General features: G+C 38.9%; 18 protein-coding genes and 1 pseudogene. 7 read left to right on the top strand and 12 right to left on the bottom strand.

What is annotated here, in order from left to right; all coding sequences use genetic code 11:
- Positions 1 to 10 precede the first annotated feature (10 nt).
- Positions 11 to 1,555, top strand: coding sequence for an exopolyphosphatase (ppx, locus tag E0709_RS01700; RefSeq protein ID WP_132299908.1), 1,545 nt, complete (start codon positions 11 to 13; stop codon positions 1,553 to 1,555).
- A gap of 46 nt (positions 1,556 to 1,601) precedes the next feature.
- On the opposite strand, the gene glmS is transcribed toward ppx, so the two are convergent.
- The 9 genes from glmS to yiaK form a co-directional block, all read right to left on the bottom strand.
- On the bottom strand, positions 1,602 to 3,434 hold the full coding sequence (glmS, locus tag E0709_RS01695; protein WP_132299906.1) for a glutamine--fructose-6-phosphate transaminase (isomerizing): 1,833 nt from the start codon (positions 3,432 to 3,434) through the stop codon (positions 1,602 to 1,604).
- 25 nt (positions 3,435 to 3,459) lie between these two features.
- Entirely contained in the window at positions 3,460 to 4,230 is a 771-nt protein-coding gene (locus E0709_RS01690) for a DeoR/GlpR family DNA-binding transcription regulator (protein ID WP_132299904.1), read from the bottom strand.
- 149 nt (positions 4,231 to 4,379) lie between these two features.
- A complete protein-coding gene (locus E0709_RS01685; RefSeq protein WP_132299902.1) occupies positions 4,380 to 5,837 on the bottom strand; it encodes an FGGY-family carbohydrate kinase in 1,458 nt (485 codons plus the stop codon).
- A gap of 73 nt (positions 5,838 to 5,910) precedes the next feature.
- On the bottom strand, positions 5,911 to 6,900 hold the full coding sequence (locus tag E0709_RS01680) for a TRAP transporter substrate-binding protein (RefSeq protein WP_132299900.1): 990 nt from the start codon (positions 6,898 to 6,900) through the stop codon (positions 5,911 to 5,913).
- Between the two features lie 89 nt (positions 6,901 to 6,989).
- A complete protein-coding gene (locus tag E0709_RS01675) occupies positions 6,990 to 7,979 on the bottom strand; it encodes a TRAP transporter substrate-binding protein (RefSeq protein WP_132299898.1) in 990 nt (329 codons plus the stop codon).
- Positions 7,980 to 8,019: 40 nt separating this feature from the next.
- Positions 8,020 to 9,297 carry a TRAP transporter large permease subunit gene (locus E0709_RS01670; protein WP_132299896.1) on the bottom strand — a complete coding sequence of 426 codons (1,278 nt, stop codon included), beginning with the start codon at positions 9,295 to 9,297 and terminating at the stop codon, positions 8,020 to 8,022.
- Positions 9,294 to 9,776 (bottom strand): TRAP transporter small permease, encoded by a 483-nt coding sequence (locus E0709_RS01665; protein WP_132300284.1) that lies wholly within the window; start codon positions 9,774 to 9,776, stop codon positions 9,294 to 9,296. Before E0709_RS01665 ends, E0709_RS01670 begins: the two co-directional genes overlap by 4 nt.
- Before the next feature lie 9 nt (positions 9,777 to 9,785).
- Positions 9,786 to 10,247, bottom strand: coding sequence for a NanQ anomerase/TabA/YiaL family protein (locus E0709_RS01660; RefSeq protein ID WP_132299894.1), 462 nt, complete (start codon positions 10,245 to 10,247; stop codon positions 9,786 to 9,788).
- An 80-nt stretch (positions 10,248 to 10,327) separates the two neighbouring features.
- Entirely contained in the window at positions 10,328 to 11,326 is a 999-nt protein-coding gene (gene yiaK / locus E0709_RS01655; protein WP_132299892.1) for a 3-dehydro-L-gulonate 2-dehydrogenase, read from the bottom strand.
- Positions 11,327 to 11,537: 211 nt separating this feature from the next.
- Between yiaK and E0709_RS01650 the strand changes: the two genes are divergently transcribed.
- Positions 11,538 to 12,338, top strand: coding sequence for an IclR family transcriptional regulator (locus E0709_RS01650; protein WP_132299890.1), 801 nt, complete (start codon positions 11,538 to 11,540; stop codon positions 12,336 to 12,338).
- Positions 12,339 to 12,470: 132 nt separating this feature from the next.
- Here E0709_RS01650 and E0709_RS12575 read toward each other — a convergent pair.
- A pseudogene (locus E0709_RS12575) lies at positions 12,471 to 12,602 on the bottom strand (topoisomerase DNA-binding C4 zinc finger domain-containing protein); the annotation flags it as partial.
- 138 nt (positions 12,603 to 12,740) lie between these two features.
- On the opposite strand from E0709_RS12575, the gene E0709_RS01640 reads away from it, so the two are divergent.
- The 4 genes from E0709_RS01640 to E0709_RS01625 all read left to right on the top strand — a co-directional run bounded on the left by E0709_RS01640 (position 12,741) and on the right by E0709_RS01625 (position 17,184).
- Positions 12,741 to 15,263, top strand: a complete 2,523-nt coding sequence (locus tag E0709_RS01640; protein WP_132299888.1) for a type I restriction-modification system subunit M — start codon at positions 12,741 to 12,743, stop codon at positions 15,261 to 15,263.
- A gap of 6 nt (positions 15,264 to 15,269) precedes the next feature.
- Complete coding sequence (locus tag E0709_RS12470; protein ID WP_132299886.1) at positions 15,270 to 16,469, top strand: restriction endonuclease subunit S; 1,200 nt, start codon at positions 15,270 to 15,272, stop codon at positions 16,467 to 16,469.
- A gap of 81 nt (positions 16,470 to 16,550) precedes the next feature.
- On the top strand, positions 16,551 to 16,859 hold the full coding sequence (locus E0709_RS01630) for a type II toxin-antitoxin system RelE/ParE family toxin (protein ID WP_132299884.1): 309 nt from the start codon (positions 16,551 to 16,553) through the stop codon (positions 16,857 to 16,859).
- A 4-nt stretch (positions 16,860 to 16,863) separates the two neighbouring features.
- Positions 16,864 to 17,184 (top strand): addiction module antidote protein, encoded by a 321-nt coding sequence (locus tag E0709_RS01625; protein ID WP_132299882.1) that lies wholly within the window; start codon positions 16,864 to 16,866, stop codon positions 17,182 to 17,184.
- A gap of 53 nt (positions 17,185 to 17,237) precedes the next feature.
- Here the strand turns inward: E0709_RS01625 and E0709_RS01620 are convergent, their stop codons facing one another.
- Positions 17,238 to 17,834 (bottom strand): restriction endonuclease subunit S, encoded by a 597-nt coding sequence (locus tag E0709_RS01620; RefSeq protein WP_279387412.1) that lies wholly within the window; start codon positions 17,832 to 17,834, stop codon positions 17,238 to 17,240.
- Positions 17,835 to 17,955: 121 nt separating this feature from the next.
- Here E0709_RS01620 and E0709_RS01615 point away from each other — a divergent pair, with 121 nt between their 5' ends.
- On the top strand, positions 17,956 to 21,459 hold the full coding sequence (locus E0709_RS01615) for an HsdR family type I site-specific deoxyribonuclease (RefSeq protein ID WP_341539169.1): 3,504 nt from the start codon (positions 17,956 to 17,958) through the stop codon (positions 21,457 to 21,459).
- A gap of 36 nt (positions 21,460 to 21,495) precedes the next feature.
- Here E0709_RS01615 and E0709_RS01610 read toward each other — a convergent pair whose 3' ends face one another.
- Positions 21,496 to 22,440: a site-specific integrase gene (locus E0709_RS01610; RefSeq protein WP_245188794.1), complete on the bottom strand. Its 945-nt coding sequence runs from the start codon at positions 22,438 to 22,440 to the stop codon at positions 21,496 to 21,498.
- Positions 22,441 to 22,554 lie beyond the last annotated feature (114 nt).

Here is a 22,554-nt window from a genome sequence, read left to right as displayed (position 1 = left end):
TGATGGATGTATGAATAATATTAATTTAATTACAAAAGCAACCACACTCTCACAAGGTGATAAGTATCAAGTGAGAGAAATTGCGGCAATTGATTTGGGATCGAACAGCTTTCATATGATTGTGGCACGTATTGTTAACGGTTCGATCCAAATTTTGTCACGCTTAAAGCAAAAAGTGCAGTTGGCAAAAGGGTTAGATCAAAACGGCGTGTTAGATCAGGACGCGATTACCCGAGGAGTAAATTGCTTAGCTTTGTTTGCTGAACGTTTACAGGGCTTTCAAGCGGAAAATGTGAATGTCGTTGGTACCTACACGTTGCGAAGTGCGGTGAATAAAGCAGAATTTTTACGCCAAGCCAAAGCGGTGTTTCCTTATCCGATAGATATTATTTCGGGGCAACGCGAAGCCAAAATGATTTACGCGGGAGTATCCCATACCCAACCTGAAAGCGGTCGTAAGTTGGTGATTGATATTGGTGGTGGTTCAACTGAAATGATTATTGGCGAAGATTTTGATCCGATTTTAGCTGAAAGTCGTAATATGGGTTGTGTGAGTTTCGCCAAACAATTTTTTCCAAACGGCAAAATTAGCCGAGAAAATTTTCAACAAGCTCGCTTAACCGCCTTAAGCCGCATTGCCGATTTGGCAGCATCTTATCGTCAGTTAGGTTGGCAATATGTGCTAGGTTCATCTGGTACGATTAAAACTGTCCATCAAGTGATCACTGCCACGCTTGACTCTGATGGCATTATCACCGCAGGTCGGTTAGATTTTCTGATTGAACGTACGCTAAAGGCTACGCATTTTGATAATCTAAAACTGGCAGGCTTAAACGAAGAACGGGCAGATGTTTTTGTACCAGGGTTAGCCATTTTAAGTGCGGTATTTGACACTTATCAAATTGAACAAATGCGGTATTCCGACGGAGCACTGCGCGAGGGCGTGATGTATAGCTTAGATAAAAATTTTCAAGTAAAAAATATCCGTCAACGTACTGCTGAAGCGCTTGCCGAACAGTTTAATATTGATCGTATTCAAGCAGAACGCGTCAGCAAAACGGCGGTACAATTAGCCCAACAGTTCATTGCATGGCAAGCGAATGAATTTGCTACCGAAATGCAAGAAATCCTACTTTGGGCGGCGTTATTACATGAAGTCGGCATTGTGATCAATCACAAAAATATGCAAAAACATTCTGCTTATATTTTATCAAATATGGAATTACCGGGGTTTGATAAGGAACAACAACGCTTATTATCGACCTTAGTTCGTTTGCAAATCAACGGCTTTCATCTTGATGATATTGCTCAATTTTCCCGTTATACACCACAAGATATTTTGGCGTTAGTTCGTTTATTACGCTTGGCGATTTTACTTAACCGTTCTCGTCAAGCTACCGAGCAAACCGATAAAATTGCATTAAAAACCCACCGCACTTTGTGGCAGCTATATTTTGAAAATAGCTATCTTGAACGTAATCCACTGGTTCAACAGGATTTAAAATTAGAACAGCGATATTTGATTGAAATTGGGTTGGATCTTGCGATTGAATAGAAAAAATTAGGTGCATTTCATGCACCTAATTACTTTCTCAACGATGTTATTCCACTGTTACGGCTTTGGCTAAATTACGTGGTTGATCCACATCGGTACCTTTAATAATGGCAATATGATAAGACAATAATTGCAACGGTACAGTGTAGAAAATCGGCGCGGTAACTTCATCCACTTTTGGCAATACAATGGTTTTAAACCCTGTTGCATTTTCAAAACCGGCATCATTATCGGCAAATACATAAAGCTGACCGCCCCTTGCGCGCACTTCTTCGATATTAGATTTCACTTTCTCCAATAAATCATTTTCTGGTGCCACCACCACCACAGGCATTTCGCTATCAATTAAGGCAAGTGGACCATGCTTTAATTCACCTGCTGCATAGGCTTCCGCATGAATATAAGAAATTTCTTTTAATTTCAAGGCAGATTCCATCGCAATCGGGTAATATTCGCCACGCCCTAAGAATAAGGTATGATGTTTATCGGCAAAATCTTCCGATAATTTTTCAATTTGTTTATCAAACACCAACGCGCTTTCAATTTGAGTAGGCAAACGTTGTAAAGCCTGTACAATGTGGTGTTCTTGCTCTTCACTAACATGACCATTTAAACGACCAAGTGCTACGTTCAACAATAATAAACAAGTTAATTGTGTAGTAAACGCTTTGGTAGAGGCAACACCAATTTCTACGCCAGCTTTAGTCATAAAAGCAAAATCCGATTCACGCACTAAAGACGAGCTTGCCACGTTACAAATCGTCATGGCTGCCATATAACCTGATTCTTTGGCTAAACGTAATGCTGCTAAAGTATCTGCAGTTTCACCAGATTGCGATAAGGTAATTAATAAGCTATTCGGACGAGTGACGAATTTGCGGTAACGAAATTCCGACGCAATTTCTACATCACAACTTACCCCCGCAATGGATTCAAACCAATAACGTGCTACCATACCTGCATTGTAAGAAGTCCCACAAGCAACAATTTGCACATGTTGTACGTTAGATAAAATTTCTACTGCATTTGGGGCGATAGACTGAATATCCACTTTACCGTCTTTGATACGACCGTCTAAGGTGTTAATAATCGCCACCGGTTGTTCAAAAATTTCTTTTTGCATGTAGTGACGATACTGCCCTTTATCTGCGGCATCAGCTTCAAAATTACCCTCATGGATTTCACGTTCTACAGGTTCGCCCACACGATTAAAAATTGACACTGTACGGCGTGTAATTTCAGCGACATCGCCCTCTTCTAAATAGGTAAAACGACGGGTAACGCTTAATAATGCTAACGGATCGGAGGCTAAGAAATTTTCACCCACACCGTAACCAATAACCAATGGTGAACCTGAACGCGCCACAATTAAACGTTCTGGATCTTGTTCATTCATCACTACCGTACCATAAGCACCACGCAACTGCACAACGGCTTTTTGTACTGCTTCTAATAAGGTTTTTGCACTGCGCAATTCCCATTCCACTAAATGTGCAATCACCTCTGTATCGGTTTGTGATTGGAACATATAGCCACGCGTTTGTAACTGTTCTTTTAATTCTTGGTAATTTTCAATAATGCCATTATGCACCACCGCGATATGCCCTGAACGGTGTGGGTGAGCATTGATTTCTGACGGTTCTCCATGGGTTGCCCAACGTGTATGCGCAATACCTGTCCCGCCTAATAATGGTTTGGCATTTACTGCTTGTTCAAGGGATTTTACTTTGCCAACACGGCGAACAATCTGCATTGTTTTGTCTTCACCTAATACCGCGACACCTGCTGAATCATAACCACGATATTCTAAGCGGTGTAAACCATCAATTAAGATTTCTACCACATCACGTTGTGCTACTGCACCAACAATTCCACACATAGTTTTTTCCTTATAAATTAAATTTTTATTCTGCGACAAGCACTTGTACGCCTAAATTCTCGATAAATTGTTTATCCTGTGCTGATATTTGGTTATCGGTTATCAACACATCTATTTGATCCCAAGTGAGTTCTAAATTTGGCATCCGTCTGCCAATTTTTTGGCTTTCCACCATCACAATCACTTCACGGCTCACTTCTGCCATCACCTGACTTAACCCGATTAATTCATTAAAGGTGGTTGTGCCACGCTCTAAATCAATACCGTCCGCCCCGATAAAAAGTTGATCGAAATCATAGGAACGTAACACTTGTTCTGCCACTTTACCTTGAAAAGATTCCGAATGGGTATCCCAAGTCCCCCCTGTCATTAACAACGTCGGTTCATTTTCTAAGGAACGTAATTCTGTTGCCACCGACAAGGAATTGGTCATCACCACTAAACCTTGTTTACCATCCAACTGTTTAATTAACGCTGCCGTGGTACTGCCACTATCTACAATAATTCGATTATGCTCGCGAATCCGTTCCGCTGCCATTTTAGCAATGGCTAACTTTTGTTGTGAAAGCAATTCATCTTGATCCAAAATATCTTTCGGCATCAAAATTGCGCCGCCATAACGACGAAGTAAAAAACCGTTACTTTCTAAAGCAGTGAGATCTTTACGAATGGTCACTTCGGAGGTTTCAAAGCATTGTACTAACTGCTCAACACTGACTTCGCCCTGTTGTTGCAGCAGTTGCATAATATGCTGACGACGTTGTTGGGTATTACGTTGACTTAAGTTTCGTTTCATTAGATGATTTATCGGAATAAGTTTCGAATCGAAATTATATAGTAAATTATTTGAATGTAAATAGAAATTTTGCCACAAAAAATATAAAAAAATTCACCGCACTTTTGGAATCTCATCTAAAGTGCGGTGAATTTAACAAGCGTTTTTATTTACAGCAACGTTTTTAGTGCACTAACAAACTGCTGATAACGCTGATATTTTTGCTGATAAGCGGCATAATATTGCGGATTAGGTTGATACACTTGCATGTCTGCTTGTAATACCGCGGGCTGTTCAGTCAATCCATCGGCTTGCATTGCCATTAATGCTGCCCCTAAACAACCTGTTTCTTCCACATTTGGCACTTCTAATCGCATACCCGTGAGATCCGCTAACATTTGCATCCATACTGCCGATTTTGTCGGTCCACCTGTCACTCTTAATACATCGGCTTGTGGAAAACGTTGCAACATACGTTCTAAATGATACATCAGGCTAAACAACACCCCTTCATACACTGCTTGCAATAAGTGCATTTGAGTATGATGTGCTTGCATACCATAAAAACCAGCTTGCATACCTAAACCTGCATTTGAACCATAAAGAAACGGCACGAATAACACCGAGCTAGTAGCAGGCGGTAATTGGCTGATGCCTTGATTAATTTCCGCATAATCCACATTACCAAACTGTTTTACAAACCATTCCAAATTGCCTGATGAGGTTGGACTGGCTTCATGTACAATAAATTGGTTCGGCGTAGCATAACGTCCATACACGAAAGGAATTGTTTGTTGATCATCAATTTCAGCGGTAATACCACTGACCACTGACCAAGTACCTAACACTGCATTAAGTTTCGTTTCATCATCTAATTTGGCACAAAGTGCGGTGGAAACCACATCAAATAATCCCCCAACCACAGGCGTCCCTACGGCTAAACCTGACAGTTCAGCGGCTTGTTGAGTAATATAACCTGCAATTTCATTAGATTTAATAATCGGTGGTAATTGTGCGAAGATTTCTTCAATTCCCAGTAATTTTGCCAGTTCAATATCATATTCTCCCGCCTGCATATTATACAAATTAGATTCAGAAATATTGGATTCTTCGCAGTGTAGTTCGCCCGTTAAGCAGAATCGCAAATAGTCATGGGACATTAATACTGCTCCGATATTGGCATAACGTTCAGGTTGATGTTCTTTCACCCAGCGTAAAATCGACACGGGGTGTCCTGTCCATAAGGTTTGGCGAGTGATTGGATAGAGTTTTTGTGGAATGCCGTCCGCTTGCCATTGTTTCACAATATCAAGAGAACGCTGATCAGAGGAAAGAATAGCACGCCCCAAAGGTTGCTTTTGTTTATCTAACAAAAATGCCCCTTTGCCCTGTGCGGAAATACCGACACCTTTAATCTGGCTCGATTGTACGCCGCTTTGTTGAATGGTTTGGCGTACTACCTTGGCACAGACTTGCCATAATTGCTGCATATCTCGTTCAGCGTAACCTGCTTGTTCGCTGATCACCGAAACGTTTTCACGCTGAATACCATACAGTTTGCCCGTCTGATCAAATAAGGCGGCTTTAACAAAAGTACCGCCGCAGTCTATGCCTAAATAGTAATTCATGGTTCTATTCCTTTTGAATGAAAGTGCGGTGCAAAATAATCACATTTTTCCACCGCATTTTGACGCAATTTTTTTATTTCGCTAATTCATCAATTTGTTTAATCAATTCATCGCCATTTTTGTCGATAAAGGATTTACGTACTTTTTCTTCGATCACGGCTTTGAATGGCGCCTGATCGATAGTTTCGGTTACTTCAATCCCGGCTTTACGTAAATTTTCTACGATTTCTTTTTCGTTTTTCACATTAAGATCACGTTGAAATTGCCCTGCTTCTTTCGCAGCTGCCAACAAATCAGCTTGTAATTCAGGTGAAAGCGAATCAAATTTGGCTTTGTTCATCACCACAATTAACGGGGTATAACCATGGTTAGTTAAACTTAAATATTTTTGTACTTCAAATAACTTTGAAGACCAGAAAATTCCGACAGGATGTTCTTGCGCATCAACGGCACGGGTTTCTAATGCGGTATAAAGTTCCGCTAATGGCATTGGTACGGGATTACCGCCTAACAAGCTAAAGGTTTCAATATACATTGGATTTTGGTTAGTACGTACTTTCAAGCCTTTAATATCTTCAGGTTTCGTTACCGTATGTTTTGAATTAGAAAAGGCGCGAAAACCCACGTCCCAAAAGGCTAAGCCTTTTAAGCCTTGTGTTTCAAGGGATTTTAATAAATCTTGCCCGATTTCGCCATCTAAAACTTTAACAACGTGTGAACGATCTTTAAAAATAAACGGAATATCAATCACATTGATCTTTGGCTCTAAGCCTGTAAAATTAGATGAACTGGACATTTCAATGTCAATCGTGCCACCACGCACACCGGCAATCATAGCTTGCGCATTACCTAAGGTACTATCAGGAAATAGTTTTAATTTAATTTCCCCTTTAGTTTTTTCTTTTAGCAACTCTTCAAATTTCTTCGCCGCAATATGTTGACTATCGCTGCGTGGAGCTTCGTAGCCAAAACGTAAACTGGTTTCGGCAACAGCGTAACTCGCTGTAAACATCGTTACTGCAGCGACAAAAGCCGTTAAGGTTTTTAAATTAAATGGTTTCATAACATTCTCCGTTTAACCGCAAGTTAGAATTATTCAGCAAAGTGCGGTACAAAAAATTATGATTTTTTTACCGCACTTTTGTTTGGTTATTACTGAGCCAATGCATCAATCGCTTTAATCAACTCATCACCATTTTTGTCAATGAAAGATTGACGTACTTTCTCTTCAATCACCGCTTTAAATGGTGCTTGATCAATGGTTTCTGTCACTTCAACGCCTGCCTTACGTAAATTCTCAATGATTTCAGAATCGTTTTTAATATTCAAATCACGTTGGAATTGACCAGCTTCTTTAGCAGCTTCTACTAAAGCGGTTTGCAATTCTGGTGCTAATGCATCAAATTTTGCTTTGTTCATTACCACGATTAACGGAGTATAACCATGGTTGGTTAAGCTCAAGAATTTTTGTACTTCGTACAGTTTATTTGACCAGAAAATCCCGATTGGGTGTTCTTGTGCATCCACCGCACGGGTTTCTAAGGCGGTATAAAGTTCGGCTAACGGCATTGGTACAGGGTTGCCACCTAATAGGGTAAAGGCTTCAATATACATAGGGTTTTGGTTAGTGCGTACTTTTAACCCTTTAATATCTTCAGGTTTAGTCACCGTATGTTTTGAATTAGAAAAGGCACGGAAACCTACATCCCAATATGCTAACCCTTTTAAGCCTTGTGCTTCAAGATCGGTTAATAAACCTTGACCAATTTCGCCGTCTAAGACTTTGAATGCATGTTCACGATCTTTGAAAATAAAAGGAATATCAATCACATTTAATCTTTGTACTAAGCCGGTAAAGTTTGGTGAACCTGACATTTCAATGTCGATTGTACCGCCACGCACACCCGCGATCATGGTTTGTGAATTGCCTAAGGTACTGTCAGGAAATAATGTTAATTTAATCTCCCCATTCGTTTTTTCTTTCAATAATTCATCAAATTTTTTCGCGGCAATATGTTGGCTATCGCTACGCGGTGCTTCATAACCGAAACGTAATTTAACATCAGCACTAGCGTTAGTTGCTGCAAACATAGTCGCAGCAGCGACAAATGCAGTTAAAGTTTTTAAATTAAAAAATTTCATAAGATTTCTCCATTTGAGAGTTAAGTAAAATGAATTGTTTTTACAGCATCCAACCCAATGGCACTAAAATCAGTGAAGGGAAGAAAATAAACAAGAATAAAACCACAATCATCATTAGCATATAAGGCATAATACCTCTCGCTGCTCGGTCAAACGGCAGTTTTGACACCCCCGTGATGACGTTTAACACGTTACCTACTGGCGGTGTAATCAAACCGATAGAGGTATTTAAGATAAATAACACACCGAAATACACGGGATCAATACCCGCTTCTTCCACTAACGGCATCAACACCGGGGTTAAAATTAACACCGTTGGGGTTAAATCCATCACCATGCCGATAATAAATACCGCAAACATAATCACGATTAACAACAATGTTGGGCTATCAATTAATGGCTCAAGTAATTCGGTCATCATTTGTGGTAATTCAGCCACCGTGATTAACCAACCTGTTACATTGGCGGCTGCTACCAAGAACATCACCACTGCGGTGGTTTTGCCTGCAGCTAAAATAATGCGATAAAGATCTTTGATTTTTAGCTCACGATACACGAATAAGGAAATCACTAAAGCATAGAATGCCGCGACTGCCCCCGCTTCGGTTGGGGTGAAAATACCTGAACGGAAACCACCGATAATAATCACTGGCAACAATAACGCCCAAATACTATTTTTAAAGGAAATGCAAAGTTCTTCTTTAGTCGCTTTAGAAAATGTCATTAAGTTTAAACGTTTAGCTTGCCACCACCATAACGTGCCTAAAGCAAGCCCCATCATCACACCAGGGAAAATCCCCGCTAGGAATAATTTGGTAATGGAAACACCACTGGCTACGCCAAACACAATAAAGGGAATACTTGGTGGAATAATCGGCGCAATAATACCCGCAGTCCCAATCAAACCAGCGGATTTATCCATTGGATAACCTGTGGTTTTCATCATTGGCAATAACATCGCTGCTACTGCTGCGGTATCTGCCACCGCAGAACCTGATAGACTTGCCATAATCATGGCGGCGATAATGGCTACAAAGCCTAAACCGCCACGTTTGTGTCCCACCAGTTTCATCGGTAAATCAATAATACGTTTGGATAATCCCCCTTCATTCATGATTTCGCCAGCCAGAATAAAGAATGGAATTGCCATTAACGAGAAACTGTCGGCACCGCTCACGATTTGTTGGGCTAAGATTTGAGCATCAAATAAATCTAAATGCACCATTAACGCAATGCCACAAACCAATAAAGAAAAGGCAACCGGCACACCGAGCAGGATCGCACCTAATAAGGCAGAAAGGAAAATTACAACGGTCATTTGGTTTCTCCTTTAATTAACATGCCAATTTGGGTAACTAAACGAGCCACAATTAATACCCCGATTAACGCTCCTGCAATCACTGCCGCAAGATAAGTAATGCCTTGTGGTAAACCTGAAATTGGGGCTAAATTTGATAAATTTAATTGAAATTGAATCCAACCACCATCTACGATTAAATAACAACAAAACAGCATTACTGCATCAGTCAAAATACCTAACAGGTTACGTCCTTTTTCTGATAACTTATTGGTTAAGATCGTGACTTTAACGTGTTGATTTTCATTAAAAGCAAGAATTGCCCCCAAGAAAGCTAACCACACAAACATATAACGAGAGACTTCTTCGGTAATATTGATACTGCTATTAAAGCCGTATCTTAAGACAACGTTCAGAAAAACGAGAATAGACATCGCGGCAAGGATCACCACAACTATCGCTTCAATCGCTTTTCCGACTAATAAGGCAAAGGATTTCATCATTGACTCCTAAAGTTCATTTATTGCGACTTTTACTACAATTTTACGGATAAGCCCAGTTTCATGTTCAGCACAAGCCCCGCGGTGAGCATCTTCTGGAAAGAACACCGCAAAATTGCCTGCTTGACACAGAATTTCTTGCTCATTTGGAATAGATTGATAAAACAGAATATCTTTTTCCGCACTATATTCTTCTGCCACAGGGTTATTGCCTAAATCAGGTGCGACCGCCATACGTTCACTGCCTTTATGCCAATATTGCACATCTAAATATTTACGGTGAACTTCGGGCAGATAGGCTGATTTTGGCTGGGTTTGTAAATCTAACACTTGTACATAACTGTCGCCTTGGAATGGATAGCGCCCCGCGGGAAGAGAATCAAAATCGGTCTGTTTAAGATAATTCAAGGCTTGTTGAATCGCTTGCGGATAACGGTTCGGCTCGACTTTAGCAATATGACCAAAAAACATAATAGTATCCTTAATGTTGTAAAATTCACGAAAAAGCCACCGCACTTTGAACTGATCTGCAAGCCAAAGTGCGGTCTAAATTAGAGCGATGTTAATTTCGCCCAAACCGTATCATCTACTGGAATACCATTAGCTTTGTTATCGGCTAAAATCGTGGTGAACTCATGACCCGGTAAACGTACAGGTTGATTTGGATCCACAGGCTCTGCGGTACGCACATAATCCATAATACGATTAAGTTTTGCCTCTTTAGTTTTGCCGTCAATCAAACGATCCACTTCAATCGCAATAAACACTTGGGAAACGCAATATTCATCGTCTTTATCTTCCGTCACTGCTGCGGTAGATTCACCATTAGAAAGCAGCGTTGCGATCATATCTAACACGATAGATAAGCCAGATCCTTTCCAGAATCCCATTGGCATTAAGCGACGGTTTTTCTCTACAGTGGCAGGATCACGAGTTGGATTATTATCATCATCAAACCCAGCATCCACAAAGGTTTGGCGACCTTGTAAACGATGCACTTCTAACATACCGTAAGAATACATAGAGCAAGACATATCCACCATGGTAATTGGGCTGGTTGGTACAGCAATAATCAATGGATTTGTGCCGATACGGCATTCTTTTGAGCCCCAAGGTGGCATCACCGCAAGGGCATTGGTCCAGCACACCCCAATATAACCTTTTTCTGCCGCTTGCCAGCCATAAGCGCCGCCACGCATCCAGTGATTTGCGTTACGTAATGCGACCACTCCGATACCATTTTTTGCCGCTAATTCCATCGCTCGATCCATCATTTTCTTAGCAGTTAAGTTACCAATGGCTTGATGAGCATCCCATTGTTCAATCGCTCCTAAAGACAACTCTTTGGTCGGTTCGGCTTCTGGATTAATATCGCCGTTTTCCAGTTGTTGAATAAAACGTGGGAAGCGGTTTACCCCGTGAGAATAGGCTCCCGCTTGGGTGGTGTCAGCAAATACTGTTGCACATTCTTCTGCAATATCTTCACGTACTTTACGGGAAAGTAATACACGTTTAAATTCTGCTTTTAATTGTTCATAAGAAACTTTCATGGCGTACTCCAAATTTTCTAAATTTCAAATTGTAAAATCACGTTTTATAAAGTACACTTATCAACCATAAAAGTCAATTTAAGCAATGAAATATAAATACTTATAAATCAAATGGTTATATATTATTTTTTAAATTTGTGAGCTAGATCTCATTTTTATAGAAAAGTATTTCACATAGTGAAACGTCAACAAGGATTGTGGGGGGAGAATTATGCAAAATGAAGCAAAAAACACGGGAAATCAAAGTCTTATTCGTGGGTTAAAATTATTGGAATTGTTGAGCGATTATCCAAATGGTTGCCCTTTAGCCAAATTGGCGGAATTGGCTGAGCTTAATAAAAGCACGGTACACCGTTTATTACAAGGATTGCAAGCGGAAGGCTATATCAAACAAACCAATACGCAAGGTAGCTATCGCTTAACCACTAAATGTCTGAATCTTGGACAAAAAACCCTTTCATCTTTTAATATTATCCATATTGCTTCCCCTTATTTAGAGCAACTTAATTTAACCCTTGGCGAGACTGTGAATTTTTCCAAACGAGAAGATGATCATGCCATTATGATTTATAAACTTGAACCGACCACAGGTATGTTAAAAACAAGGGCATACATTGGTCAATATCTACAACTTTATTGTTCTGCCATGGGAAAACTTTATCTAGCCTATGAAAATAATAGTAATTATGTCGCAAATTATTGGCAATCTCATCAAAAGAATATTCAACAATTAACCAAAAACACCATTACGGATTTACACCTGATGCAACAGGAATTAGCAGAAATCCGACAAATTCAATTTGCCATGGATAAGGAAGAAAATGAATTAGGTGTAGTCTGTGTGGCTTGTCCAGTTTTTGATGCTTTTAATAAAGTGGAATATGCGGTGTCTATTTCCACATCCATCTATCGACTTAAAAAAATGGGTATCGATTTTTTGCTCAGTGAAATTAGAAAAACGGCATTATTGATTTCAAAAGAATTGGGGTTTATGGAGGAAATACCGGTCTAAAATAAGAAAGTGAGGTGAAAATGATCTGCACCCATAAAAAGTCTTACTTTGCCTCCCACGACGAGCGATTAATTCCCTTTACCATATTCAGAACAAACAACATCTTGCTGATTTATCTGCTGGTTCTTGCACAAGAAAATCACAATTTGAATAAGCCGAACAGCCTAAAAACAGCCCTTTTTTACCTTGCCTAATATGCAACGGCGAACCACATTGAGGGCAGATTTCTGGTTGTTTGCGGTGTGGGAAAAGTGCTTCGCTCATGATCATGAAATAATTCAGTTAATATCACAAAAATCTTATCGTAAAAGCCAGAATTGCACAATGGCTAAAAATAAGCGTAAAATACCCTACGCTCAATCACAGCGAACGTATCATTGCTCAAAAAAAAGGATAATTTTCATGAATAAACAACAACTTGCCAACAAACTGTGGGCTTCTGCGAACGATTTACGTGGCAAAATGGATGCCAGTGAATATAAAAATTATATTTTGGGCTTCCTTTTTTATAAATTTCTGTCTGAACATCAAGAAAAACATTTACACAAAGAATATCAAATCACTACCAAAGAAGTCGATGCAAGCGATATCGCCACCATTCAAGAAGATTTAGGCTATTTTATTTTTGAGGCGGATCTTTATGCCACTTGGGTGGAGAATATTAAAAACAAAAACTGGAAAATTTCCGCCGTCACTGACGCATTAAGCCATTTTAGAGAAAATATTAACGACAGCCAACGTGATGACTTTGAAGGAATTTTTGAAGATGTCAATCTCACATCAGAAAAACTTGGTAGCAACCCAGCAGAAAAAGAAACCGCCATTCGTCGCTTAATCATGTTATTAAATGAAATTAATATTAGTGATAGCAATCGAGAATATGACACGTTCGGCTTTATTTATGAATATTTAATCGCACAATTCGCCATGGCATCAGGCAAGAAAGCGGGGGAATTCTATACGCCCCATGAAGTTTCTCGTATTATGGCGATGATTGTGGCAAATGAATTACGGCACAAAGAACATTGTACGGTCTATGACCCAACCGCTGGATCGGGGTCATTGCTGTTTGCTGTGGGGGATGAAACCAACCATTCTAAACATCACCATAATATTAAATATTACGGACAAGAAAATAATTCCACCACCTACAATATTGCCAGAATGAACTTATTAATGCGAGGTGTAACACCAGCCAATATGGTATTACGCAATGCCGATACGCTTAAAGAAGATTGGCCGAATGGGATTATTAGTGGTAAAAATGATCCGCTGTTTGTGGATTGTGTGGTGGCAAATCCGCCGTATTCTGCGAAATGGGATAATGCAAACGGACAATTAAAAGATCCACGCTTTCGGGATTATGGATTAGCACCCGCAACTAAAGCGGATTATGCGTTCTTATTACACAGTTTATATCATTTAAAACAAGATGGGATCATGGCGATTGTGTTACCCCATGGCGTGTTATTTCGTGGTAATGAAGAAGAAAAAATTCGTACTGCCCTGCTTAAACGGGGTCAAATTGATGCCGTGATTGGCTTGCCAGCAGGTATTTTCACCAACACAGGTATTCCCACTATTATTTTAGTGTTGCGAAAAACCACTCAATATAACAATGTATTGTTTATTGATGCATCGCAAGGTTTCCGCAAAGAAAAAAATTCCAACATCTTGCGTGAGCGTGATATTAAGAAAATTCTGGATGTTTATTTGAACCGTGCTGAACTTGATGGTTTTAGCCATATTGCCAGCTTAACTGAAATTGAGCAAAATCAATTTAATTTGAATATTCCACGCTATATCACTCCGATCAATCAAACAGAAAGCCAAAATATTGACGCCCATTTAAAAGGGGGCATTCCAGAACAAGACATTGCACATTTTGATCGGTTCTGGCAAGCCTTTCCAGCGTTAAAAGAAAAATTATTTCGCCCATTACGCCCGAAATTCGTCAGTTTGAATGTGGAGCCAGACGATATTTTTAATTGTATCTCACAAGACCCCGATTATCAGGCGTTTATTACCCAAATGCACGCCAACATTGAACAATGGCAACAGAACGTCAAAAATCTGTTATTGGCAGAAACCGCATTAGATTCTGAACAAATTTTGTTAAGTTTTCAGCAATTAGAACAACAATTATTTGGCTATTTTGAACAATCCCATTTTACCGATCCTTATGAGGCCTATCAGTTATTTGTGGATAGCTGGCGTAATCAAATTCAGCCCGATCTTGAGCTGATTGCTGAACATGATTTAGATTTTAGTTACGCAAAAGCGTTACAACCCAATATGATTATTAAATCTGGTAAGGAAGTACAAGACGGCAATGAGGGCGTGCTTTTGCCTAACTCCCTGATTGCAGAAGCCTTTTTTAATGATGATGTGACGCTCTGTGCCGAACTAAAAAATCAAATCACACAACAAGAAGAACCGCTACAAACTGCTCAAGATGAACTGCAAAGTGCGGTGGAAAATGAAGAAGATTTAACCGCACTTTCCGATATTATCAAGACCGCTAAGAGCAATGCCAACAAAGCGAAAACGGCATTATTGGATTTACTGGGCGAAGAAGATGCCAGCGACAAATTCGCCCTATTAAAATCTATTGAGCAGACGAGTCAACAGATTAAGAGCTTAAAATCGACCTTAAAGGAGAAAGAACCCGCCCTTGACATCAAGGTGGAACAACGTTACCAAACTCTAACCGTCACTGAAATCAAAACCCTGTTAGCCCAAAAATGGCTGACCAGATTAGTCGCAGACTTAGAAAATATTACGCATAGCCATTCACGCCAGTTAGCACAACGTTTAAAAACCTTGCATTTACGTTATGCCGAAACACTACAAGCAATTCAGCAACAGCGTCAACAGTCAGAAGCCGCTTTTTGGGCGTTGGCACAGCAATTAATTGGGGAGTAATGAGCGATGAGCGAGAAAAACAACAATGTGCCAGCTATTCGCTTTGCTGGATTCACGGACGCTTGGGAACGGCGGAAGTTGGGGGATGTGGTAAAAGACGTGTCAGGCAATGACGGTCGAACCGATTTACCCATATTAACTATATCTGCAAGTTTGGGATGGTTAGAACAAAAAGAACGATTTTCACAGGTTATTGCAGGAAATCAGTTACAGAATTACACTTTATTAAGAAAAGGTGAATTATCTTATAATCATGGCAATTCTAAATTAGCAAAATACGGTGTTGTAATTGAATTAAAAGATCTTAATGAAGCCCTTGTTCCAAAGGTATATCATAGTATTAAATGTTCTAAATATGCAAACCCTACATTCTTAGAATATTTATTCTGGTCTAAAATTCCCGATGGAGAATTGGGAAAATTAATTAGCTCTAGTGCAAGAATGGACGGATTGCTCAATATAAGCAAACAAGCATTTTTAGGAATCAATATTACAATACCATCTGTTATTGAACAAACCCAAATCGGCAACTTCTTCAAACAGCTCGATGACACCATCGCTAATCATCAACGAGAGCTTGAAAAATACAAAAATTTAAAGACTTCTTATTTAGAAAAAATGTTTCCAAAGGAAAATAAGGCATTTCCAGAGCTAAGATTCCCAAATTTCACGGACGCTTGGGAACGGTGCAAGTTGAGGGAAGTAGTCGAAATTACCATGGGTCAATCGCCTAATTCAGAGAATTATACTAATGATCCTAAAGATTATATTTTAGTGCAAGGTAATGCAGATATTATAAATGGTGCAGTATTTCCTAGAGTTTGGACAAAGCAAATTACAAAATTAGCTAAGAAACATGATTTAATTCTAACGGTTAGAGCACCTGTTGGAGATATTGCTAAAACTAGCTATGATGTGGTTCTTGGGCGTGGTGTTGCCAGTTTAAAGGGAAATGAATTTATTTATCAAACATTAATAAGAATGAAATTACGTGGCTTTTGGGATGTTTTAAGCACTGGGTCAACTTTTGATTCAATAAATTCAAATGATATAAAAAATGCCGTAATTTCGTTACCATCGTTATCCGAACAAACCCAAATCGGCAACTTCTTCAAACAGCTCGATGACACCATCGCTAATCATCAACGAGAACTGGAAAAGTATCAAAAAATAAAATTAGCGTATTTGGAGAAGATGTTTGTTTAACAGAGTAAATTTTTTCACTTGATTAATTGTAATCTGCGGATTACAATTATATTCACATTTTTATAGATATATGGATTAAAAATGAATACGATCAAACGTACGGCTATTTTTATTGACTGGCTACAAAACCTTAAAAACCGTCAAGCAGTAGCGGTTATCAATACTCGTATTAAACGAGCTATAAATGGTAATTTTGGTGACTACAAGAGTGTTGGTGGCGGTGTATATGAAATGCGAATACCCTTAGGGGCTGGCTATCGTGTTTATTATGCCCAAGATGGAGAGACAATCTATTTCCTGCTTAATGGTGGGGATAAATCGACACAGCAAGATGATATTAATAAAGCCAAAGCAATATGGGCGGATTTAAAAAATAATAACGGAGGATAATGAAATGGTCATTTCACAAGAAAAAATCGAAAAATATGGTATCACTGATTACGATCCAGCTGAATGTTTGACTGATGAAGAAACCATCAATGCTTATTTAGCCGAAAGTCTTGCCAGTGGTGATCAGGCTGAATTTTTAGAAGCGTTATCTGATGTAGCTCGAGCCAGAGGTATGACCCAATTAGCCAATGAAACTGGTATCGCACGAGAAAGCCTATATAAAGCGTTAAATGGTACAACTAAACCACGCTTTGAAACTATTTTACGTATTTTAAATGCGTTAAATATTCAGTTGACGACACAATATAAACAGGCAACAGTGTAAACCTAGAGGATGTTTAGGGTGTGATCTCACACCCTAAAATATCTCAATTTTCCCTAAACAAACATCTTCTCCAAATACGCTAATTTTATTTTTTGATACTTTTCCAGTTCTCGTTGATGATTAGCGATGGTGTCATCGAGCTGCTTGAAGAAGTTGCCGATTTGGGTTTGTTCTTCTAGAGATTTGGGTATATTCAATTTAATATCAAAGAAATCATTAGAAGATATATTCAATAATCCATGATTCCTAGCTCCCTCAACTGCAATACTTGCCACTTCACTATGCCAATAATTTGAATCAAAATAAGATACTAAAAATTGAGAGTAAATATCTTTAGGCTTGAATATGATATAAAGTACTGATAATACACCATTATTGTAGTTATCTAAACGTTTTATAGCTCCAAATGGATAGCCATTTGAATAACTTTTATTGTATGCAAACTCACCATTTTCGATAACATAATAGTTGCTAATATTTTTACTTGCCACTTGCTTATCAAAAAATTCTGTTTGAGCGATTAGTCCCTCTTGTGCAGAAATTGTTAAAGGCAAGGTTACAGATAAATCACCATTCTTTCTAGTTATACGTTCTGCAATATCCCCCAACTTGCGCCGTTCCCAAGCGTTTGTATAACTTAATGATTTGATATTACAATAAAAAACTAACGCTTGGGAACGGCGGAAGTTGGGGGAAGTAGGGGAAATTAATCCTTATTCAGAAGTTCCAGAATATTTTGAGTACGTTGATTTAGAGTCTGTTCTCGACACTATGCTTATTTCCCATAGAAAAGAGAATAAAAGAACTGCTCCGTCAAGAGCAAGAAGATTAGCCAAGAAAGGAGATTTATTTTATCAAGCTGTCAGACCGTACCAGAAAAATAATTATTTATTTGATTTAGAGAGTAATAATTATGTTTTTTCAACTGGTTATATCCAAATTAGATCTAATAATGTGGATAGTTATTACCTATTAACTCAGATTCAAACTGATCACTTTGTAAACAAAGTTTTAGAGCGTTGTACAGGAACAAGCTATCCAGCGATTAGCTCAACAGACTTGGCTAAAATTGAGATTTTTTATCCCAAACAGAAAGCCGAACAAACCCAAATCGGCAACTTCTTCAAGCAGCTCGATGACACCATCGCTAATCATCAGGGTGTTTATTATTTCTCTGTCTATTCTGTGTTAGAATACCAAAATCCTGTTTCATCTCTCTTAAAAAAGGAATTATCTATGTCTTATCAACAACCTGAAGCGAAATTTGAACAAGAAATTATTACCCGTTTAAGCAAACATGGATGGACATATCGGGCGGATTTAAGTTATAAAACAGAAGATGAATTATTAGCCCATTGGCGCGAGATTTTATTTGAACGCAATGTAGATCGTCTAAATCATATTCCTTTATCCGATACAGAGTTTGAACAACTTAAACAGCAAATTTTCAAGGTCAAAACACCGATTGAAGCAGGAAAATTGTTAAATACAGGGCTATTGGAATTGGTTCGGGATGTTAAAGGATATGAAAACACCAAGCAATTTCTGGAATTTTTTTGGCGACATGATGTGGGAACAGGTAAAAATTCCTATGAAATTGTCAATCAGACCTATCGTTCTGCCAGCAAAGTAGGACGTGAAGATCACCGTTTTGATGTAACATTGCTGATTTCAGGGGTACCTGTTATTCATATTGAGTTAAAAAGAACGGGAGTCAGTTTAAAATCTGCTTATAACCAACTGCGAGAATATGCCGAGGCGGGGGACTTTACTGGGTTTTATTCGTTGGTACAAATTTTTGCTATTTTAAATCCAGATGAAAGCCGTTATTTTGCCAATCCTGGTCATTATACCCATTTCAACCCGTTATTTTGCTTTCCTTGGGCAAATTTCCAGAATCAGCATATTAATGATGCGGGGCGTTTTGTGGAAGATGTGCTGTCTGTGCCGATGGGGCATAAATTGGTGTCACTTTATACGATTTTAGATGATAAGAAAAATGCGTTAAAAGTGTTACGATCCTATCAAATCTTTGCTGTCGAAGCAATTTTAGACAAACTCCGCAAAGCCAATTTTGAAACTGCCGATATTAATAATGGTGGCTATATTTGGCACACCACGGGTTCTGGCAAAACCATGACATCGTTTAAAGCAGCACAATTAGTCAGTCAGTTGCCACAAGTTGATAAGGTGATCTTCTTGGCGGATCGCAATGAGTTAGTCAATCAAACCCATAAGGAATATGATTCTTTTGCCGATCATGAAGATGAAATTACCGATACACAAAATTCCTATGCGTTACTCAAAGCCCTAGCAAGCCGACAGGATAAATTAATTGTGACCAGTATTCAAAAGATGAGTAATGTGTCTAAAATGGGCAAACAAGATAAACTCGACAATACCCGCATTGTGTTTATCATTGATGAAGCCCATCGTTCGACTAATGGCGAAATGTTAATTCAAATTCGACAACAATTTAAAACCGCCATTTGGTTTGGTTTTACTGGCACGCCATTATTGAGTGATGACAGTGCAGACGCTGATGCGATGGGCGAAACCGCTCAGTTATTTGGCAATCCGTTACATATTTATTCAGTAGCAGATGGGATTGCGGATAATAATGTGTTGGCGTTTGATGTGCGTCCGACATTTACTTTTGATCGTGATTCCATTCGTCAACAGGTGGCGTTACAAAAAGATCCGAGCAAAGGGAAATTATATTTTAAATGGATACACGATAAATCGGATGTGGATGTGGTGAAAGCCGTTCCCGAAAGCAATTACACCAGTGATGAACATCGTCAAAATGTGGTCAAAAGCCTGTTACGCAAATGGGATGCCAATTCGTTTGAGCGTTTATTTTCTGGCATGTTAGCGGTGCGTGATATTCAATCGGCGGTGGCTTATTTTGAGTTGTTAAAAGACAATCCGTTGGGCTTAAAAATTGCCATGATTTATGATGACAGTGATCAGCATGAAGATGATAGTCTAGATAATAAACTAGCCCTTGAGAAAGCGATTTTTCATTATAATCAACAATATCAGACCGAGTTTGGATTAAATTCTGTAACGGCTTATAAAGACGATTTAATGAATCGTTTATCACGCCGTGATGAATATCAAGATGTGGAAAATCACCCCGAACAACGGCTTGATTTGGTGATCGTGGTATGGCAATTATTAACTGGCTATGATGCCCCTTATTTAAATACGCTCTATTTGGATAAAATGTTAGAGGGAGCGAATTTAATTCAGGCTTTTTCACGTACCAATCGCATTACCGATTCACGTAAGCCATTTGGGATTATTGAGTATTATCGTCGCCCTGAATTAATGAAGCAAAATATTGATCAGGCGTTTAGTTTGTATAGCAATAAAAATGCCAAAGGGTTGATGTATGTGAATAATCAAGCGGAAAATATTGTGCAACTGAATGATTATTTTACACAAATGGTGAAACTCTTTCCCAAAAACGCAGAGAATCAGCCTGATTTTGGGACATTGCCCGAAGATAATAACAAAAATCAATTTGTGCGTTTAATGAACGAACTGGAAAAAACCATGATTAAAGTGCGTCAGCAAGGCTTTAGTTGGGAAACACAACAATATGCTGTTGATCTACCGAAAATTGAATTTACGGAGCAACAATATGCACAATTACAAGCACGTTATGATGATTTAGCACAAGCCAATAAAGATCCGACCGAACGCATCCAAAAGGGACCATTAGATATTGAGCCGTTATTATCTTCAGGGGAAAAATTCCGCATTGATGTGACCTATCTCGCCAGCCTGTTAAATAAATTATCGGATATGGTACAACAACCCGAAGCACAGATCGATCAGGCTAAATTAGATGAACTCAAACAAGATATTCACCAATTATTTAATAGTTTACGAGAAAATGATCGCCGCATTGCGGAAATGATTTTGTTGGATATTCAAAGGGGTGATTTGGGACATATTGATGATTTCTCCACGGTATTGGATCAATATCGCAATAGCAAAGAAAATCAGGGTATTTCGGCATTTGTCGATACCTTAGGCATCGATCGAGAAATGTTCATTAAATTGTTAAATCAGCATGTATTAGGTAAAGACGACTGGCAGGATTATGGTTTGTTGGAGAAATTAACCAAGAGTGCAGACAATGATCTGGTACGTGATGCGTTCTTGTCAGAACGTGTTAATGAAAAGCCAACAGCGTTAAAATTAAAAGGTTATTTACGCGATAAAATTAAAGCTGAAATTGAGCGATTATTATTAGCAAGATGATCAATAAAAGCCTTGTATTGCTACAAGGCTTTATGTTTAACATAGCCCAGCTAAATGTCGCATCACAATATCTGTGTCTTGATTTTCAAGTTCTTGAATAATGTGTAAATAGGTATGTTGTGTGGTGGTCATGCTCGAATGCCCGAGCCGTCTTGCTACGCTGGCAATGGAAACCCCAGCAAAAAGCAATAAGGAAGCATGGGTGTGGCGTAAGCCATGAATACTAATCTCGGCAATATTGGCTTTTTTGCAAGCGCGACTTAAGATGCCATTCAGGGTGGAATTATACACACGTCCATTCCCTAAAATAAGGTGGCTAAAAATCGGTTTCCCCTCCGGCAAGGCTTTGATTAATTGTGAAAATTGAATTACCGTTTGCCAGTCAATTTGGATTTTTCGTACCGAAGAACGGTTTTTCGTCGGTGAAAATCCGCCCTGTTCTTTATAATTCCATGTTTTGTTGACATGTAAGGTTTGGTGCGAAAAATCAAAATCTTCCGGTGTAATCGCCAGCGCTTCGGAAAATCGCATACCGGTTTTCGCCACCAATAAAATAAACCAGTCCCAAGTTAAGGAGGTGGATAAATTTAAATGGTTCAATAGGGCTTGTAATTCAAATTGATTTAAATACTTATTCTTTTTGACCGCTGGTGCCTTGCCTTTAATAATGGCTTTACGTGTGGGATCAATCAATAATAGCCCCTCATCAACCGCATCTAAAATTGCGCCTTTTAATTGATGATGAAAATCCATGGTAGTTTGACGTTCATGCTGTTTAGCATAATCATTGAGCAATTTTTGATAATTGATTCGGGTTAACTCACTTAAACGTAATTGAGGGGCGAGGGTTTTAATCCACCATAAAGTGGCGTGATATTTTTTCATGGTTACTGAACGAATGGCACCCTCTTTGTAGGTGACGACCCATTCACGAAAATAATCACAGAAATATTGTTGAGATAAGGTTGTTTTTTTCATCATGACATTCCTTTTGTTAACACACCACGACATTATGGTGCAACACTATTTTAGGAAATTGACACAATAAAAAATTATCTAATCAATGGTATTTTCGTTTATACTAGCCACTGTTTT

This window comes from Lonepinella koalarum (assembly GCF_004565475.1).
GTDB classification, from domain to species: domain Bacteria; phylum Pseudomonadota; class Gammaproteobacteria; order Enterobacterales; family Pasteurellaceae; genus Lonepinella; species Lonepinella koalarum.
The sequence above is the reverse complement of the archived record's forward strand: the minus strand, read 5'-3'. Positions and strand labels throughout refer to the sequence as shown.

Coding starts and splice junctions, on each gene's coding strand:
- ppx (WP_132299908.1), top strand. CDS start 11: ATGAATAATATTAATTTAATTACAAAAGCAACCACACTCTCACAAGGT.
- E0709_RS01630 (WP_132299884.1), top strand. CDS start 16,551: ATGAATACGATCAAACGTACGGCTATTTTTATTGACTGGCTACAAAAC.
- E0709_RS01665 (WP_132300284.1), bottom strand. CDS start 9,776: ATGAAATCCTTTGCCTTATTAGTCGGAAAAGCGATTGAAGCGATAGTT.
- E0709_RS01680 (WP_132299900.1), bottom strand. CDS start 6,900: ATGAAACCATTTAATTTAAAAACCTTAACGGCTTTTGTCGCTGCAGTA.
- E0709_RS01675 (WP_132299898.1), bottom strand. CDS start 7,979: ATGAAATTTTTTAATTTAAAAACTTTAACTGCATTTGTCGCTGCTGCG.
- E0709_RS01610 (WP_245188794.1), bottom strand. CDS start 22,440: ATGATGAAAAAAACAACCTTATCTCAACAATATTTCTGTGATTATTTT.
- E0709_RS01650 (WP_132299890.1), top strand. CDS start 11,538: ATGCAAAATGAAGCAAAAAACACGGGAAATCAAAGTCTTATTCGTGGG.
- E0709_RS01660 (WP_132299894.1), bottom strand. CDS start 10,247: ATGTTTTTTGGTCATATTGCTAAAGTCGAGCCGAACCGTTATCCGCAA.
- E0709_RS01615 (WP_341539169.1), top strand. CDS start 17,956: ATGCTTATTTCCCATAGAAAAGAGAATAAAAGAACTGCTCCGTCAAGA.
- E0709_RS01640 (WP_132299888.1), top strand. CDS start 12,741: ATGAATAAACAACAACTTGCCAACAAACTGTGGGCTTCTGCGAACGAT.
- E0709_RS01670 (WP_132299896.1), bottom strand. CDS start 9,297: ATGACCGTTGTAATTTTCCTTTCTGCCTTATTAGGTGCGATCCTGCTC.
- E0709_RS01685 (WP_132299902.1), bottom strand. CDS start 5,837: ATGAATTACTATTTAGGCATAGACTGCGGCGGTACTTTTGTTAAAGCC.
- yiaK (WP_132299892.1), bottom strand. CDS start 11,326: ATGAAAGTTTCTTATGAACAATTAAAAGCAGAATTTAAACGTGTATTA.
- glmS (WP_132299906.1), bottom strand. CDS start 3,434: ATGTGTGGAATTGTTGGTGCAGTAGCACAACGTGATGTGGTAGAAATC.
- E0709_RS12470 (WP_132299886.1), top strand. CDS start 15,270: ATGAGCGAGAAAAACAACAATGTGCCAGCTATTCGCTTTGCTGGATTC.
- E0709_RS01690 (WP_132299904.1), bottom strand. CDS start 4,230: ATGAAACGAAACTTAAGTCAACGTAATACCCAACAACGTCGTCAGCAT.
- E0709_RS01625 (WP_132299882.1), top strand. CDS start 16,864: ATGGTCATTTCACAAGAAAAAATCGAAAAATATGGTATCACTGATTAC.